This window comes from Streptomyces sp. 63XJN7_1_ISO-PGPR-S23-121, from assembly GCF_056173025.1.
In genome coordinates, this window is sequence record NZ_CM149653.1 from 37021 (window position 1) to 51243 (window position 14223).

A 14223-nucleotide genomic window follows, 5' to 3' on the forward strand; every position below is an offset into this window, starting at 1 on the left:
CGCCCCCGGCGGCGGGTGCGCCCGGTGAGTGCGGGCGCACGGCGGCGGGGCACACGGGTGGCCGGGCGCGCGGGGCGGGTACGCCGTGGTGCGCCGGGCCGCGCGCGGGTCGTGTACGGGAGTCGGGGAGGACGGTCGGATGGCCGAGGCGATGGCGGGGACGCACACCGGGGAGGCCGCGGGCGCGGCCGGTGCGACGGACGACGGGGCATCGGCGGCCCGGGTGCCGGGCGTGCCGGGGTTCGCGCGGTGGCCGGCGGACGGCTCTCCCAAGGCGGAGGGCAAGGCGCTGCGCGGGCGCGTGCCGCGGTCCGCGCACGCCGCCTTCGACCCGGACGGGGCCCGGCCGGACGCCGTGAGCGCTGTCGAGGAGTCCCACCGGGGCCGCATCCCGGGGCTCACCCCGATACGGACCGGGCGGATGGCGGCCACGCCGTTCGCCTTCCTGCGTGGCTCGGCGGGCCTGATGGCGTACGACCTGGCGCGCACGCCCGTGACGGGCATCGGCGCCCAGATCTGCGGCGACGCGCACGCGGGCAACTTCGGTCTGTACGGCGACGCCCGCGGTGGCCTGGTGATCGACCTGAACGACTTCGACGAGACGGTCCACGGCCCCTGGGAGTGGGACCTCAAGCGGCTCGCCGCCTCCCTGGTGCTCGCGGGCCGGGAGGCCGGCGCCGACGAGGACACGTGCCGGGAGGCGGCCCACGACGCGGCCGGCGCCTACCGGCGCACCATGCGGCTGCTGGCCCGGCTGTCCGCGCTGGACGCCTGGAACGCCATCGCCGACGAGGAACTCGTCTCCCACACCGACGCCCACGATCTGCTCGGCACGCTGGAGCGGGTGAGCGAGAAGGCACGGGCCAACACCAGCGGCCGTTTCGCGGCCAGGTCGACCGAGGCCACCGAGGACGGCGGGCGCCGCTTCGTCGACGCGGCACCGGTGCTGCGCCGGGTGCCGGACCGGGAGGCGGCGGCGGTCGCGGCCTCCCTGGAGCCCTACCTCGCCACGCTTTCCGAGGACCGGCTGCCGCTGCTCGCCCGGTACGCCGTCCACGACGTCGCCTTCCGCGTCGTCGGCACGGGCAGCGTGGGCACGCGGTCGTACGTCGTGCTGCTGCTGGACCACCGGGGCGAGCCGCTCGTGCTCCAGGTGAAGGAGGCCCGGCCCTCGGTGCTGGAGCCCCATCTGGCGGCCGTCGGTTTCGACGTCCCCGAGGTCGCGCACGAGGGCCGCCGCGTGGTGCTGGGGCAGAAGCGCATGCAGGTGGTCAGCGACATCCTGCTGGGCTGGACCACGGTCGACGGGCGGCCCTTCCAGGTGCGGCAGTTCCGCAACCGCAAGGGCAGCGTCGATCCCGCCGCCCTGGCCGCCGACCAGCTCGACGATTACGGCCGCATGACCGGCGCCCTGCTGGCCCGCGCCCACGCGCACAGCGCCGACCCGCGCCTGGTCGCCGGCTACTGCGGCAAGAACGAGGAGCTGGACGAGGCGGTGGCCGCCTTCGCCCTGGCCTACGCCGACCGCACCGAGGCGGACCACGCCGAGCTGTTCGCCGCGGTGCGGGCGGGCCGGATCGCCGCGGAGACCGGCGTGTGACGCCTCGGTCCGCCGCCGCCGGCGGGGACGGCGGGCACGCCGGTGGTGGCGGGCGGTGCGTGGCCTAGGCTGGTCGGGTGACGACCCCGGAAGCTGAGCCCGAGCAGGGCGGTGCCCCACGGCCCGAGGAGCGGCTGGAGCGGGCCGTACGGGCCGCCGAGCAGGCGCTCATCGAGTACGAGATCGCCCTGGAGACCTTCCGCGTGGAGGTCGAGAACTTCTCACGGCTGCACGAACAGCGGCTCGGCCCGGTGTACGCGCGGCTCGAGGAGCTGGAGGCGCAGATCCTGGAGGCCAGGGCGGCCCGCAGCGGCGACCCCGAGGACCGGCGCCGGGCCGACGAGGCGCGGGCCCGGCTGATGCCGATCCCCGGGGTCGAGGAGCTGCTGCACGGCTGGATGGACGGGGACGGCCTGTTCCCGGAGGCCACGGCGATGCTCACCGGCCAGGCGGTGCGTCCGCCGAAGCGGGTCCGGCCGGGCGAGGAGGCCCGCAGGCTCTACCGCGAGCTGGCCCGCAAGGCCCATCCCGATCTGGCACAGGAGGACGCCGAGCGGGCCCGGCGCGAGGAGTTCATCACCCGGGTCAACGCCGCCTACGCCCGGGGCGACGAGGCCGAGCTGCGGGCGCTGGCCGAGGAGTGGGCCGCGGGCCCGGTGCCCGAGCGGCGGCCGAGCCGCGGCGAGGAGCTGTACGTGCGCCTCGAGTGGCTCGACCGGCGCAAGGAGCTGCTCACCGTGCTCGCCAAGGAGCTGGAGGAGAGCGCGATCGGCGCCATGCTCAGGCTGGCCCCGGACGACCCCGACCGCCTGCTGGAGGAGATCGCCGAGAAGCTGGCGGCCCAGGTGGGCGAGCGGGAGGCCGAGCTGGCGGGGCTGCTGGGGCAGTAGTCCCCGGCGGGCCGCTCCCGCCGGCCGCCGGGGCACCGAGGCGTGGTGCGGTGGGTGACGACGATCCGGGCCGGCTGTTTGCCCCGGCCCGCCGCCTCCGCGCGGCGCGGGCCCCGCGGGCCGGCCGGGCGGGGCGTCGTGTCGGGTAGCGTCGGGGACATGAGTTTTGGAGCTGGTGTGCCCACGGTCGAGGTCACGGACCTCAAGGACGGCGACTTCCTGCTGGACGTCCGTGAGGACGACGAGTGGCAGGCGGGTCACGCCGCCGGGGCCCTGCACATTCCCATCAGCGAGTTCGTCGCCCGCTACGGCGAGCTGACCGAGGCGGCGCCCGGGGACGGCCGGGTCCACGTGATCTGCCGTTCCGGCGGCCGCTCGGCCCAGGTCACCATGTACCTGGTCCAGCAGGGCATCGACGCCGTGAACGTCGACGGCGGCATGCAGGTGTGGGCCGCCGCCGGCCGGCCCGTCGTGGACGGGAAGGGCGAGCCGGGGCACGTCCTCTAGCGGTCCGGCACGGGGCGACGGTCCACGGCCCACGGCGCGGTGTGGTGACGGCCACTGCGCCGCCGGGCCGCCGGGGGCTGTGCCGGGGGGCCGTCCTGAGTACCGTTCCCGTTCGGGCGCCGTGCAGCCTGCGCACCGGTGGTGTCACGCGGCGCCCCCGCGGCAGGGCGGGCGGAGAGACGGACCGGGGAACGGGGCGGAATGGACGCGCACGACACAGGCTCGGACGCCCGGCGGGAGCCGGACGGGCCGGACCGGTCCGCCGACCCGTCCGCCCCGGTTGCCGGGCCGTCCGACGGGCCTCCCCGTACGGGGGTCGCCGCGCTCTCCCCGCGCTACCAGGCCGGTGCCGTGCTCGCGCTCGCCGTCGTCGCGGCCGCCGTCTGCGCCCACATCGGACTGACGTTCCTGCACGTCGCCCCGGCGAACACCCTGTCCAAGAAGCACGGCTCCGTGGTCGACGCGTGGATCTACCCGGAGTTCGAGCAGAACTGGAAGCTCTTCGCGCCCAACCCGCTCCAGCAGAACATCTCCGTCCAGGTCCGCGCCGAGGTGGCCACGGCGGACGGCGGGATACGGACCACCGGGTGGTACGACCTGTCCGCGGAGGACGGCCGGGCCATCGACGGCAATCCGCTGCCGAGCCACACCCAGCAGAACGAGCTGCGCCGGGCCTTCGACTTCTACGTCGCCACCCACGACTCCGACAACCGCCCGGTGGGCCTGCGGGGCACCCTGTCCGAGTCCTACCTGCGCCGTGTCGCGGTGCTGCGGCTGGACCGGAACGAGGCCGCCGGACCGGGCGGCGCCGTCCGGCGCGTCCAGTACCGCTCCCGGACGACCGACGTGCCGCCGCCCGACTGGAGCGGTGAGAAGGTCTCCGACCGGCCGGTGTACCGGGAGCTGCCCTGGTGGCGGGTGCCCGCCGGCGAGGCGGAAGGCGGCCTCGCGTGAACGGCCTCGTCCTGGCGGTCTCGCGCGGCATCGCCCGCGTCACCGGGTCCGCGCTCGGCCCGTACCAGACCGCCGTGATCCGCATCGGATTCAGTGCGACCTGGCTGCTGTTCCTGCTGCGCGAGTTCCCCCACCGCCACGAGCTGTACGGCCCCGACGGGCCCTGGAGCCACGGGCTCGCCGAGCAGCTGATCTCCGACAACGGCGCGTTCACGGCGCTGATGTGGTGGGACGGCGCGGGCTGGTTCGAGGCCGTCTACGCGCTGTCCCTCCTGAGCAGCGTGCTGTTGCTGCTGGGGTGGCGGACCAGGACCGTGTCGGTGCTCTTCATGGTCGGCGTGCTGTCGCTGCAGAACCGCAGCATCTTCATGGGGGACGGCGGCGACAACGTCCTGCACCTGATGAGCATCTACCTGGTCCTCACCCGTTGCGGCCAGGTGTGGTCGCTGGACGCGCGCCGGGCGCGGCACGCGGCCGGAGCACGCGCGCGCGGTGAACGCGTCGCCGACCGGACCGGGCCCGCCCTGTGGGCGGTGTTCGGGTTCGCGCTGCTCGTGGTGACGCTGGCGGGCCGGCTCGACGGCGACCCGTTCGTCCCGGCGCTGCTGTGGACGGTGTGGTCGGCGCAGGGCCTGTGGTGGGCCGTGGGGCGGTGGGCCAGGAGCGGCGAGCCGCGGATCCTGCTCGACGTCGTCGCCGACATCGTGCACAACGGCGCCCTGCTGGTGATCATGGCGGAGGCCTGCCTCATCTACGCGACCGCCGGCTGGTACAAGATCCAGGGCTCGCGCTGGCAGGACGGCACCGCCGTCCACTACCCCCTCCATCTCGACTACTTCTCGCCCTGGCCCGGCCTGTCCGAAGCGCTGGCGGCCAACGGCACGATGGTCATGCTCGTCACGTACGGCACGGTGGCGGTGCAGGTCGCCTTCCCGTTCACGCTGTTCAACCGGCGGGTCAAGAACGTGCTGCTGTTCGCCATGATCACCGAGCACGCGGTGATCGCCGTGGTACTCGGGCTGCCGTTCTTCTCGCTGGCGATGATCGCCGCCGACGCGGTGTTCCTGCCGACCTCGTTCCTGCGCCGGCTGGGCGGCTGGGCGGCACGCGCCCGGGAGGACGCCGAGCAGGCGCACGTAGGCTTCACCGCATGACCGACCCCGCCCCCGGGCCCCGCCCCGACGCCCTGACCGTCTGGCGCGGGCACGCGGATACGTGCGTGCTGCTCGACGGGTTCCACGCCCTCAAGCACGCGCTGCGCTTCGGGGCCGACGTCCCGGTGGCCGTCACCAGCGACCGCTCGGGCGCCCTCGACCTCGCCGGCGAGCTGGCGCCGGACGTCCGGGACGTGCTGGACGGGCTGCTGAGCGAGGTGCCGCACGCGGCGTACACGTCCCTCGTCCCGCGTCCGCACCCCACCGCGGTGGCCGCCCTGGCCGTGCGTCCCTCGCGCGAGGCCGGGCTGCGGACGCTGGCGCACACGCCCCGCACCAGCCCCGTCGTGGTCCTCGACCAGCCGCGCAACCTCGGCAACGCGGGCGCGGTGATCCGGCTGGCCGCCGGCTTCGGGGCGACCGGCGTGGTCACCACGGGTCCGCTCGACCCGTGGCACCCCACGGTGGTGCGCGGCGGCGCGGGGCTGCACTTCGCGACCACCGTGGAGCGGCTGGACGTGGCGCTGCTGCCGCCCGGGCCGGTCTTCGCGCTGGACCCGGAGGGCGAGGACATCCGCGGGCTGGAGCTGCCCGACGACGCGCTGCTCGCCTTCGGGTCCGAGCGCAGCGGGCTGTCGGGGGAGCTGCGCGCGCGGGCCGACCACCTGGTGGCGCTGCCGATGCGCCCCCAGGTCTCCAGCTACAACCTCGCGACCAGCGTGGCCATGACGCTGTACCACTGGAGCGCCGGCGGGGGCGCGCCGCGGGTGTCCTAGGGCCCGTCGTCTGGATCATGCCGGGACGCACCGTCCGTCCCAGCCGGCCCGGTCCGAACGACAGACCCTAGGCCGGGCGCCGGACCTCCACCACCCGGAAGCGGTTGGCGACGAACGCGCCGTCGCACAGAGCCGCGTTGGCCGCCGGGTTGCCGCCGGAGCCGTGGAAGTCGGAGAAGGCGGCCGTCTGGTTGACGTAGACCCCGCCGGTGAGGTTGAGGGACAGCTGGGCCGCCTCCTCCAGGCAGACCTCCTGCACGGCCTGCTCGACCTCCGGGTCGGTCGTGTAGGCGCCGACGGTCATCGCGCCCTTCTCCCGGACGCTGTGCCGCAGCAGGTCCACGGCGTGCGTGGCGGAGTCGACGGCGACGGCGAAGGAGACGGGGCCGAAGCACTCGCTGGTGTAGGCGGCCTCGTCGTCGGGCTTGGCGCCGTCCAGCTTGACGATCACCGGGGTGCGCACGACCGCGTCCGGGAAGTCCGGGTTGGTCACCTCGCGGGAGGCGAGGGCGACCTCGCCGAGACCGGCGGCGGCCTCCAGGCGGGCCTTGACGTCCGGGTTGACGATCGCGCCGAGCAGGGCGTTCGCCCGGGCGTCGTCGCCGAGGAGGCCGTCGACGGCGCGCGCCAGGTCGGCGGTGACCTCGTCGTAGGACTTGTCGCCCTGGTCGGTGCGGATGCCGTCGCGGGGGATCAGCAGGTTCTGCGGGGTGGTGCACATCTGGCCGCTGTAGAGGGACAGCGAGAAGGCCAGGTTGGAGAGCATCCCCCGGTAGTCGTCGGTCGACTCGACGATCACCGTGTTGACGCCGGCCTTCTCGGTGAAGACCTGGGCCTGGCGGGCGTTGGCCTCCAGCCAGTCGCCGAAGGAGGTCGAGCCGGTGTAGTCGATGATCCGGATCTCGGGGCGGGTCGCCAGCGTCTTGGCGATGCCCTCGCCGGGGCGCTCGGCGGCCAGCGCGACCAGGTTGGGGTCGAAGCCGGCCTCGGTGAGGACGTCGCGGGCGGCCTGGACGGTGAGGGCGAGCGGCAGCACCGCGCGCGGGTGGGGCTTGACCAGGACCGCGTTGCCGGTGGCGAGGGAGGCGAACAGGCCCGGGTAGCCGTTCCAGGTCGGGAAGGTGTTGCAGCCGATGACCAGGCCGATGCCACGCGGGACCGGCGTGAACTGCTTGGTCAGCGCCAGCGGGTCGCGCTTGCCCTGCGGCTTGGTCCACTCCGCCGTGTCGGGGGTGCGGACCTGCTCCACGTACGCGTAGGCCACCGCCTCCAGGCCGCGGTCCTGTGCGTGCGGGCCGCCCGCCTGGAAGGCCATCATGAAGGCCTGTCCCGAGGTGTGCATGACCGCCTGGGCGAACTCCATCGTCCGGTCGGCGATGCGCCCGAGGATCTCCAGGCAGACCGTCGCGCGCAGCTCCGCGCCCGCCTCCCGCCACGCCTTCTGGCCGGCCTTCATGGCGGGCAGCAGCACGTCGAGGTCCGCGTGCGGGTACTCCACGCCGAGCTCGATGCCGTACGGGGAGACCTCGCCGCCGACCCAGTCGTCGGTGCCGGGCTGGCCGAGGTCGAGGCGGGTGCCGAGCAGGGCGTCGAAGGCGGCCTTGCCCGCGGCCATGTCCAGGCTGCCGTTCTCCCCGTAGGCCTTGGGGTGCTCGGGGTGCGGGGACCAGTACGCGCGGGTGCGGATCGTCTCCAGCGCCTGGTCCAGTGTCGGCCGGTGCCGGTCGATCAGCTGGTGCGCGGTGAGTTCGGCGGCCATGCGGGACCAACTCCTCGTCTCACGAGCTCTCCGTCGAGTCGTGACCTGGGGGGAACCTGGGCAGAAACAGGCGGACACGGCTAGAGTAACCGAACGATCGGTCGGGACAAGGGGGACCGGCGCATCTGTGGAAAACCCGGTGCGGGAGGATCGCGCACATGACAGCACTCGACCTCAGCAGCCCCGTGGCCGTCGTCGGCACCGGCACCATGGGCCAGGGCATCGCCCAGGTGGCGCTGGTCGCGGGCCACCCCGTACGGCTGTACGACGCGGCTCCCGGGCGGGCCCGCGAGGCGGCCGACGCGATCGTCGCCCGGCTCGACCGGCTCGTCGAGAAGGGTCGCCTCACCGCAGCCGACCGCGACGCGGCCCGCGCCCGGCTCACGCCCGCCGGGACCCTCGGCGAGCTCGCCGACTGCGCCCTGGTCGCCGAGGCGGTCCTGGAGCGGCTGGACGTCAAGCAGGAGCTTTTCCGCGCGCTGGAGGACGTCGTCGCCGACGACTGTATGCTCGCCACCAACACCTCCTCCCTCTCCGTCACCGCCATCGGCGGCGCGCTGCGCGTCCCCGGCCGCCTCGTGGGACTGCACTTCTTCAACCCGGCGCCGCTCCTGCCGCTGGTGGAGGTCGTCTCCGGGTCCGCCACCGACGTCACGTCGGCCACGCGCGCGTACGAGACGGCGCGCGCCTGGGGCAAGACCCCGGTGGCCTGCGCGGACACCCCCGGCTTCATCGTCAACCGCATCGCCCGGCCCTTCTACGCCGAGGCCTTCGCGGTCCACGAGGACCAGGGCGCCGACCCGGCCACCATCGACGCCGTGCTGCGCGAGTCGGGCGGTTTCCGGATGGGCGCCTTCGAGCTGACCGACCTCATCGGGCAGGACGTCAACGAGTCCGTCACGCACTCCGTGTGGCAGGCGTTCTTCCAGGACGTGCGTTTCACGCCGTCGCTCGCCCAGCGCCGCCTGGTCGAGTCCGGCCGCCTCGGCCGCAAGAGCGGACAGGGCTGGTACGACTACCGGGACGGGGCGCAGCGGCCCGAGCCGCACACCGCCGAGCCGGCCGAGCCGCCCGCGTACGTCGTGGTCGAGGGCGACCTGGCGCCGGCGGCCGAGCTGGTCGCGATGATCGGCGAAGCGGGCATCGAGGTCCGCCGGGAGGACGAGGACAACGGCACGCGGCTCGTCCTGCCCAGCGGCGGCCAGCTCGTGCTCGCCGACGGCCAGACGTCGGTGGAGTTCCGGGACGTCGTCTACTTCGACCTCGCCCTGGACTACCGCAGGGCCTCCCGCATCGCCCTGTCCGCCGCGCAGAGCACCTCCCCGCGCACCCTCGCCCAGGCCACCGGCCTGTTCCAGGCGCTCGGCAAGAAGGTCAGCGTCATCGGCGACGTCCCCGGCATGATCGTCGCCCGCACGGTGGCGCGGATCGTCGACCTGGCGATCGAGGCGGTCGCCAAGGGGGTGGCCACCGAGGAGGACATCGACACCGCGATGCGGCTCGGCGTCAACTACCCGCTGGGTCCGCTGGAATGGAGCCGCCGTCTGGGCGGCGACTGGGCCTGCGCGGTCCTCGACAATCTGCACGAGTGCGCGCCCACGGGCCGCTACGCTCCCTCCCTGGCGCTCTACCGCCACGCGTACGCCGCCGGCAAGCAGGAGGGCAGTTCCTCATGACCACCGCCAGGCGCGACACGTACACGCCCGAGACGCTGCTGTCCGTCGCCGTGCAGGTCTTCATCGAGCGCGGCTACGACGGCACCTCCATGGAGCACCTCTCCAAGGCGGCGGGCATCTCCAAGTCCTCGATCTACCACCACGTCACGGGCAAGGAGGAACTCCTGCGCCGGGCCGTGAGCCGGGCCCTGGACGAGCTGTTCGGCATCCTCGACGAGGAGCACGCGCGCGAGGGGACCGCCGCGGGACGGCTGGAGTACGTCGTGCGGCGCATGGTCGAGGTGCTCATGGCCGAACTGCCGTACGTGACGCTGCTGCTGAGGGTGCGTGGCAACACCGGCACCGAGCGCTGGGCGCTGGAGCGGCGGCGTGAGTTCGACCACCGGGTCGCCGAGCTGCTCAGGGCGGCGGCGGCCGAGGGCGAGGTGCGCGCGGACGTGGAGGTGCGGCTCGCGACGCGGCTGGTCTTCGGCATGATCAACTCGATCGTCGAGTGGTACCGCCCGGAGGGTCCCGACGGCCGTGGCGGCTCGGGCGAGCGCGAAGTGGTGGACGCGGTGGCGCGGTTGGTGTTCGCGGGGCTGCGCGGGACCTCCTGAGCCGGCCCGGCGCGGGCTCCGTGCCGCCGGGGATCAGCCGTGCGGCTCCAGGTCCTCCGTCTCGAACACCAGCAGCGTGCGGGTGCTGAGCACCTCCGGGATGGCCTGGAGGCGGGTGAGGACCAGCTCCCGCAGCGCCCGGTTGTCGGGCGTGTGCACCAGGAGCAGGACGTCGAAGTCGCCGCCGAGCAGGGCGATGTGGGAGGCCCCGGGGAGCTGTCTGAGCTGGGCGCGGACCGTGCGCCAGGAGTTCTGGACGATCTTCAGCGTGATGTACGCCGAGGTGCCGTGCCCCGCGCGTTCGTGGTCGACGCGGGCACCGAAGCCGCGTATGACGCCGTCCTCGACGAGCCGGTTGATGCGCGCGTAGGCGTTCGCCCGCGAGACGTGCACCCGCTCGGCGACCGACCGGATCGAGGCGCGGCCGTCCGCCTGGAGCATGCGCAGGATGTCCTGGTCGATCGCGTCCAGCGGACGCGGGGGCGGCGGGGCGCCGGCGTCGTCCGGGCCGCCGGCCTCCCCCGGGCGTTCGGCCATTTGTTCAGATGCCATGCGCCCCCGCCTTCCTACCATGGACGTACTGCGTCCATCTCAGGCTGTGGAGAACCGTTTGTCCACAGCCTGGGGGTGCCTGTAGCCAAAATGTGCCAACGACCGAACAATCGGTAGGTGAGGCCCGTCACACCCGTGGCGAGCCCGAAGCCGCTCCCACGAGGAGGTGCCGTCATGACGGTCATGGAGCAGCGGGGCGCGTACCGGCCCACACCGCCGCCCGCCTGGCAGCCCCGTACCGACCCCGCGCCGCTGCTGCCCGACGCGGAGCCGTACCGCGTCCTCGGCACGAAGGCCGCCGAGCAGCTGGACCCCGAGCTGCTGCGCACGCTGTACGCCCGCCTGGTGAGCGGCCGGCGGTACAACGTGCAGGCCACGGCCCTGACCAAACAGGGCAGGCTCGCGGTCTACCCGTCCAGCACCGGTCAGGAGGCGTGCGAGGTGGCCGCCGCGCTGGTGCTCGAGGAGCGCGACTGGCTCTTCCCCAGCTACCGCGACACACTCGCCGTCGTCGCCCGCGGAGTCGACCCCGTCGAGGCCCTCACCCTGCTGCGCGGTGACTGGCACACCGGCTACGACCCCTACGAGCACCGGGTCGCCCCGCTGTCCACCCCGCTCGCCACCCAGCTGCCGCACGCCGTCGGCCTCGCGCACGCCGCCCGCCTCAAGGGCGACGACGTGGTCGCGCTGGCCATGGTCGGCGACGGCGGCACCAGCGAGGGCGACTTCCACGAGGCGCTCAACTTCGCCGCCGTCTGGCAGGCACCGGTCGTCTTCTTCGTGCAGAACAACGGCTTCGCGATCTCCGTCCCGCTCGCCAAGCAGACCGCCGCCCCGTCGCTGGCCCACAAGGCCGTCGGCTACGGGATGCCGGGCCGCCTGGTCGACGGCAACGACGCGGCCGCCGTCCACGAGGTCCTGTCCGACGCCGTGCGCCGCGCGCGCGAAGGCGGCGGCCCGACGCTGGTGGAGGCGGTGACGTACCGCGTGGACGCGCACACCAACGCAGACGACGCGACGCGCTACCGGGGCGACGACGAGGTCGAGACCTGGCGCCGGCACGATCCGGTCGAGCTGCTGGAGCGCGAGCTGACCTCGAGCGGCCTGCTCGACGAGGACGGGATACGCGCCGTCCGTGAGGACGCCGAGACCATGGCCGCCGATCTGCGCGCGCGCATGAACCAGGACGCGGAGCTCGACCCGATGGACCTCTTCGCGCACGTGTACGCCGAGCCCACCCCGCAGCTGCGCGAGCAGCGGGACCTGCTGCGGGCGGAGCTCGCGGCGGAGGCCGAGGCCGGACCAGGACCGGAAGGGACACACCGATGACCACCGTCGCCGTCAAGCCGGCCACCATGGCGCAGGCGCTCACGCGGGCGCTGCGCGACGCCATGGCCGCCGACCCGGGCGTGCACGTCCTGGGTGAGGACGTGGGCACCCTCGGCGGTGTCTTCCGGGTCACCGACGGACTGGCCGAGGAGTTCGGCGAGGACCGCTGCACGGACACCCCGCTCGCCGAGGCCGGCATCCTCGGCACCGCGGTCGGCATGGCGATGTACGGGCTGCGCCCGGTCGTGGAGATGCAGTTCGACGCCTTCGCCTACCCGGCGTTCGAGCAGGTCGTCAGCCACGTCGCCAAGATGCGCAACCGCACGCGCGGCAAGATGCCCCTGCCGCTGACCATCCGCGTCCCCTACGGCGGCGGTATCGGCGGCGTCGAGCACCACAGCGACTCGTCCGAGGCGTACTACATGGCGACTCCGGGGCTCCATGTCGTCACGCCCGCGACCGTCGCCGACGCCTACGGACTGCTGCGGGAGGCCATCGCCTCCGACGACCCGGTGGTCTTCCTCGAGCCCAAGCGGCTGTACTGGTCGAAGGACTCCTGGAACCCGGAGGAGCCGACGCCCGTCGAACCCATAGGCCGCGCGGTGGTGCGGCGCCCGGGCCGGAGCGCCACGCTCATCACGTACGGGCCGTCGCTGGTGGTCTGCATGGAGGCGGCCGAGGCGGCCCGGGCCGAGGGCTGGGACCTCGAGGTCGTCGATCTGCGCTCCCTGGTGCCGTTCGACGACGAGACGGTGTGCGCCTCGGTGCGGCGGACGGGACGCGCGGTCGTCGTCCACGAGTCGGGCTCCTTCGGGGGGCCGGGCGGGGAGATCGCTGCCCGGGTCACGGAGCGCTGCTTCCACCACCTGGAGGCACCGGTGCTGCGGGTGGCCGGGTTCGACGTCCCGTATCCGCCGCCGATGCTGGAGCGTCACCACCTGCCCGGTGTGGACCGGATCCTGGACGCCGTGGGGCGCCTGCAGTGGGAGGCCGAAAGCTGATGGCACAGGTGCTGGAGTTCAAGCTCCCCGATCTCGGTGAGGGGCTCACCGAGGCGGAGATCGTGCGCTGGATGGTCGAGGTCGGTGACGTGGTCGCCGTCGACCAGCCGGTCGTCGAGGTCGAGACGGCCAAGGCGATGGTCGAGGTGCCCTGCCCGTACGGCGGTGTGGTCACCGCCCGCTTCGGCGAGGAGGGTGCGGAGCTGCCCGTCGGGGCGCCGCTGCTGACGGTGGCGGTGGGCGAACCCGCCGAGGCCGCCGACCCCGCCGCTTCCGCCGCGCCCGCCGGGGGGCGGCCGGCGCGGGACGCGGGCACCGGTGCCGAGGGCGCCGGTGAGGCGAAGGGCTCGGGCAACGTCCTGGTGGGTTACGGCACGTCCGAGGCGCCCGCGCGGCGGCGCCGGGTGCGGCCGCAGCGGACGGCGCCCGCCGCTCCGGCGGAGCCCGTGCGGGTCAACGGCCGGGCGCGCACCGCCGAGCCGGCGGACGGCCCCGTTCCCGTCATCTCCCCGCTGGTGCGCAGGCTGGCCCGGCAGAACGATCTGGATCTGCGCGAGCTGACCGGCTCCGGCCCCGAGGGGCTGATCCTGCGGGCGGACGTGGAGTACGCGCTGCGTGCCGCCGCGGCGCGGGGCGGCCGTGCGGAAGCCCCGGGCACCGAGGCGGCCGCGCACGTGGCCGCACCGCCCCAGGCGCCGGCCCCCGCCCTCGTGGGAGGGGCGCCCGCCGAGGTCCGCACTCCCCTCAAGGGAGTCCGGGGAGCCGTCGCCGACAAGCTCTCCCGCAGCCGGCGCGAGATACCGGACGCGACCTGCTGGGTGGACGCGGACGCGACGGAGCTGATGCGGGCCCGCACGGCGATGAACGCGGCGGGCGGTCCGAAGATCTCCCTGGTCGCCCTGCTGGCCCGGATCTGCACCGCGGCGCTCGCCCGCTTCCCCGAGCTGAACTCCACGGTCGACACGGAGGCCCGGGAGATCGTCCGGTTCGGCCACGTCCACCTGGGCTTCGCCGCCCAGACGGACCGTGGCCTGGTCGTACCGGTCGTCCGGGACGCGCACGCGCGCGACGCCGAGAGCCTCACCGGGGAGTTCGCCCGGCTGACCGAGGCGGCCCGGGACGGCCGGCTGACCCCGGGCGAGCTGACCGGCGGCACCTTCACGCTGAACAACTACGGCGTGTTCGGCGTCGACGGCTCCACGCCGATCATCAACCACCCCGAGGCGGCCATGCTCGGCGTCGGCCGCATCGTGCCCAAGCCCTGGGTGCACCAGGGGGAGCTGGCGGTCCGTCAGGTCGTCCAGCTGTCGCTCACCTTCGACCACCGGGTGTGCGACGGCGGAACGGCGGGCGGTTTCCTGCGGTACGTCGCGGACTGCGTGGAACAACCGGCGGTGCTGCTGCGCAGCCTGTGACGGGAGTGCCC

Annotated in this window: 13 protein-coding genes; 11 read left to right on the forward strand and 2 right to left on the reverse strand. The window is 74.1% G+C overall.

Annotated elements, in window-relative coordinates; genetic code table 11:
• Positions 1–139 precede the first annotated feature (139 nt).
• From AC0VYN_RS00175 to AC0VYN_RS00200, 6 genes are all read left to right on the forward strand, one after another.
• Positions 140–1600 carry a DUF2252 domain-containing protein gene (locus AC0VYN_RS00175; RefSeq protein WP_475534252.1) on the forward strand — a complete coding sequence of 487 codons (1461 nt, stop codon included), beginning with the start codon at positions 140–142 and terminating at the stop codon, positions 1598–1600.
• A 77-nt stretch (positions 1601–1677) separates the two neighbouring features.
• Positions 1678–2490, forward strand: a complete 813-nt coding sequence (locus tag AC0VYN_RS00180; protein ID WP_451688428.1) for a J domain-containing protein — start codon at positions 1678–1680, stop codon at positions 2488–2490.
• Between the two features lie 177 nt (positions 2491–2667).
• Positions 2668–2997 (forward strand): rhodanese-like domain-containing protein, encoded by a 330-nt coding sequence (locus tag AC0VYN_RS00185; protein ID WP_385466906.1) that lies wholly within the window; start codon positions 2668–2670, stop codon positions 2995–2997.
• A gap of 201 nt (positions 2998–3198) precedes the next feature.
• Positions 3199–3951, forward strand: a complete 753-nt coding sequence (locus AC0VYN_RS00190) for a DUF5819 family protein (protein ID WP_475534253.1) — start codon at positions 3199–3201, stop codon at positions 3949–3951.
• Positions 3948–5105: an HTTM domain-containing protein gene (locus tag AC0VYN_RS00195; protein ID WP_475534254.1), complete on the forward strand. Its 1158-nt coding sequence runs from the start codon at positions 3948–3950 to the stop codon at positions 5103–5105. The genes AC0VYN_RS00190 and AC0VYN_RS00195 overlap by 4 nt, the downstream gene beginning before the upstream one ends.
• Positions 5102–5881 (forward strand): TrmH family RNA methyltransferase, encoded by a 780-nt coding sequence (locus tag AC0VYN_RS00200; RefSeq protein WP_475534255.1) that lies wholly within the window; start codon positions 5102–5104, stop codon positions 5879–5881. Before AC0VYN_RS00195 ends, AC0VYN_RS00200 begins: the two co-directional genes overlap by 4 nt.
• A gap of 67 nt (positions 5882–5948) precedes the next feature.
• On the opposite strand, the gene paaN is transcribed toward AC0VYN_RS00200, so the two are convergent.
• Positions 5949–7640 (reverse strand): phenylacetic acid degradation protein PaaN, encoded by a 1692-nt coding sequence (gene paaN / locus AC0VYN_RS00205; protein WP_475534256.1) that lies wholly within the window; start codon positions 7638–7640, stop codon positions 5949–5951.
• Positions 7641–7798: 158 nt separating this feature from the next.
• Between paaN and AC0VYN_RS00210 the strand changes: the two genes are divergently transcribed.
• A complete protein-coding gene (locus tag AC0VYN_RS00210; RefSeq protein WP_475534257.1) occupies positions 7799–9316 on the forward strand; it encodes a 3-hydroxyacyl-CoA dehydrogenase in 1518 nt (505 codons plus the stop codon).
• The gene (locus tag AC0VYN_RS00215) at positions 9313–9915 is read left to right on the forward strand and encodes a TetR/AcrR family transcriptional regulator (RefSeq protein ID WP_451688440.1); all 603 of its coding nucleotides are present in this window, start codon (positions 9313–9315) and stop codon (positions 9913–9915) included. Before AC0VYN_RS00210 ends, AC0VYN_RS00215 begins: the two co-directional genes overlap by 4 nt.
• A gap of 33 nt (positions 9916–9948) precedes the next feature.
• On the opposite strand, the gene AC0VYN_RS00220 is transcribed toward AC0VYN_RS00215, so the two are convergent.
• The gene (locus tag AC0VYN_RS00220) at positions 9949–10452 is read right to left on the reverse strand and encodes an Lrp/AsnC family transcriptional regulator (RefSeq protein ID WP_385466903.1); all 504 of its coding nucleotides are present in this window, start codon (positions 10450–10452) and stop codon (positions 9949–9951) included.
• Positions 10453–10641: 189 nt separating this feature from the next.
• Between AC0VYN_RS00220 and pdhA the strand changes: the two genes are divergently transcribed.
• The 3 genes from pdhA to AC0VYN_RS00235 are packed head-to-tail and all read left to right on the forward strand — an operon-like array spanning position 10642 to position 14212.
• A complete protein-coding gene (gene pdhA / locus AC0VYN_RS00225; RefSeq protein WP_385466835.1) occupies positions 10642–11796 on the forward strand; it encodes a pyruvate dehydrogenase (acetyl-transferring) E1 component subunit alpha in 1155 nt (384 codons plus the stop codon).
• The gene (locus tag AC0VYN_RS00230) at positions 11793–12797 is read left to right on the forward strand and encodes an alpha-ketoacid dehydrogenase subunit beta (protein ID WP_385466832.1); all 1005 of its coding nucleotides are present in this window, start codon (positions 11793–11795) and stop codon (positions 12795–12797) included. The genes pdhA and AC0VYN_RS00230 overlap by 4 nt, the downstream gene beginning before the upstream one ends.
• Positions 12797–14212, forward strand: a complete 1416-nt coding sequence (locus AC0VYN_RS00235; RefSeq protein WP_475534258.1) for a dihydrolipoamide acetyltransferase family protein — start codon at positions 12797–12799, stop codon at positions 14210–14212. The genes AC0VYN_RS00230 and AC0VYN_RS00235 overlap by 1 nt, the downstream gene beginning before the upstream one ends.
• The last annotated feature ends 11 nt before the right edge of the window (positions 14213–14223 follow it).

Bases quoted from the DNA above. Each gene is read 5' to 3' on its own strand.
- pdhA (WP_385466835.1), top strand. From the start codon at position 10,642: ATGACGGTCATGGAGCAGCGGGGCGCGTACCGGCCCACACCGCCGCCC.
- AC0VYN_RS00190 (WP_475534253.1), top strand. From the start codon at position 3,199: ATGGACGCGCACGACACAGGCTCGGACGCCCGGCGGGAGCCGGACGGG.
- AC0VYN_RS00220 (WP_385466903.1), bottom strand. From the start codon at position 10,452: ATGGCCGAACGCCCGGGGGAGGCCGGCGGCCCGGACGACGCCGGCGCC.
- AC0VYN_RS00230 (WP_385466832.1), top strand. From the start codon at position 11,793: ATGACCACCGTCGCCGTCAAGCCGGCCACCATGGCGCAGGCGCTCACG.
- AC0VYN_RS00235 (WP_475534258.1), top strand. From the start codon at position 12,797: ATGGCACAGGTGCTGGAGTTCAAGCTCCCCGATCTCGGTGAGGGGCTC.
- AC0VYN_RS00210 (WP_475534257.1), top strand. From the start codon at position 7,799: ATGACAGCACTCGACCTCAGCAGCCCCGTGGCCGTCGTCGGCACCGGC.
- paaN (WP_475534256.1), bottom strand. From the start codon at position 7,640: ATGGCCGCCGAACTCACCGCGCACCAGCTGATCGACCGGCACCGGCCG.
- AC0VYN_RS00175 (WP_475534252.1), top strand. From the start codon at position 140: ATGGCCGAGGCGATGGCGGGGACGCACACCGGGGAGGCCGCGGGCGCG.
- AC0VYN_RS00200 (WP_475534255.1), top strand. From the start codon at position 5,102: ATGACCGACCCCGCCCCCGGGCCCCGCCCCGACGCCCTGACCGTCTGG.
- AC0VYN_RS00215 (WP_451688440.1), top strand. From the start codon at position 9,313: ATGACCACCGCCAGGCGCGACACGTACACGCCCGAGACGCTGCTGTCC.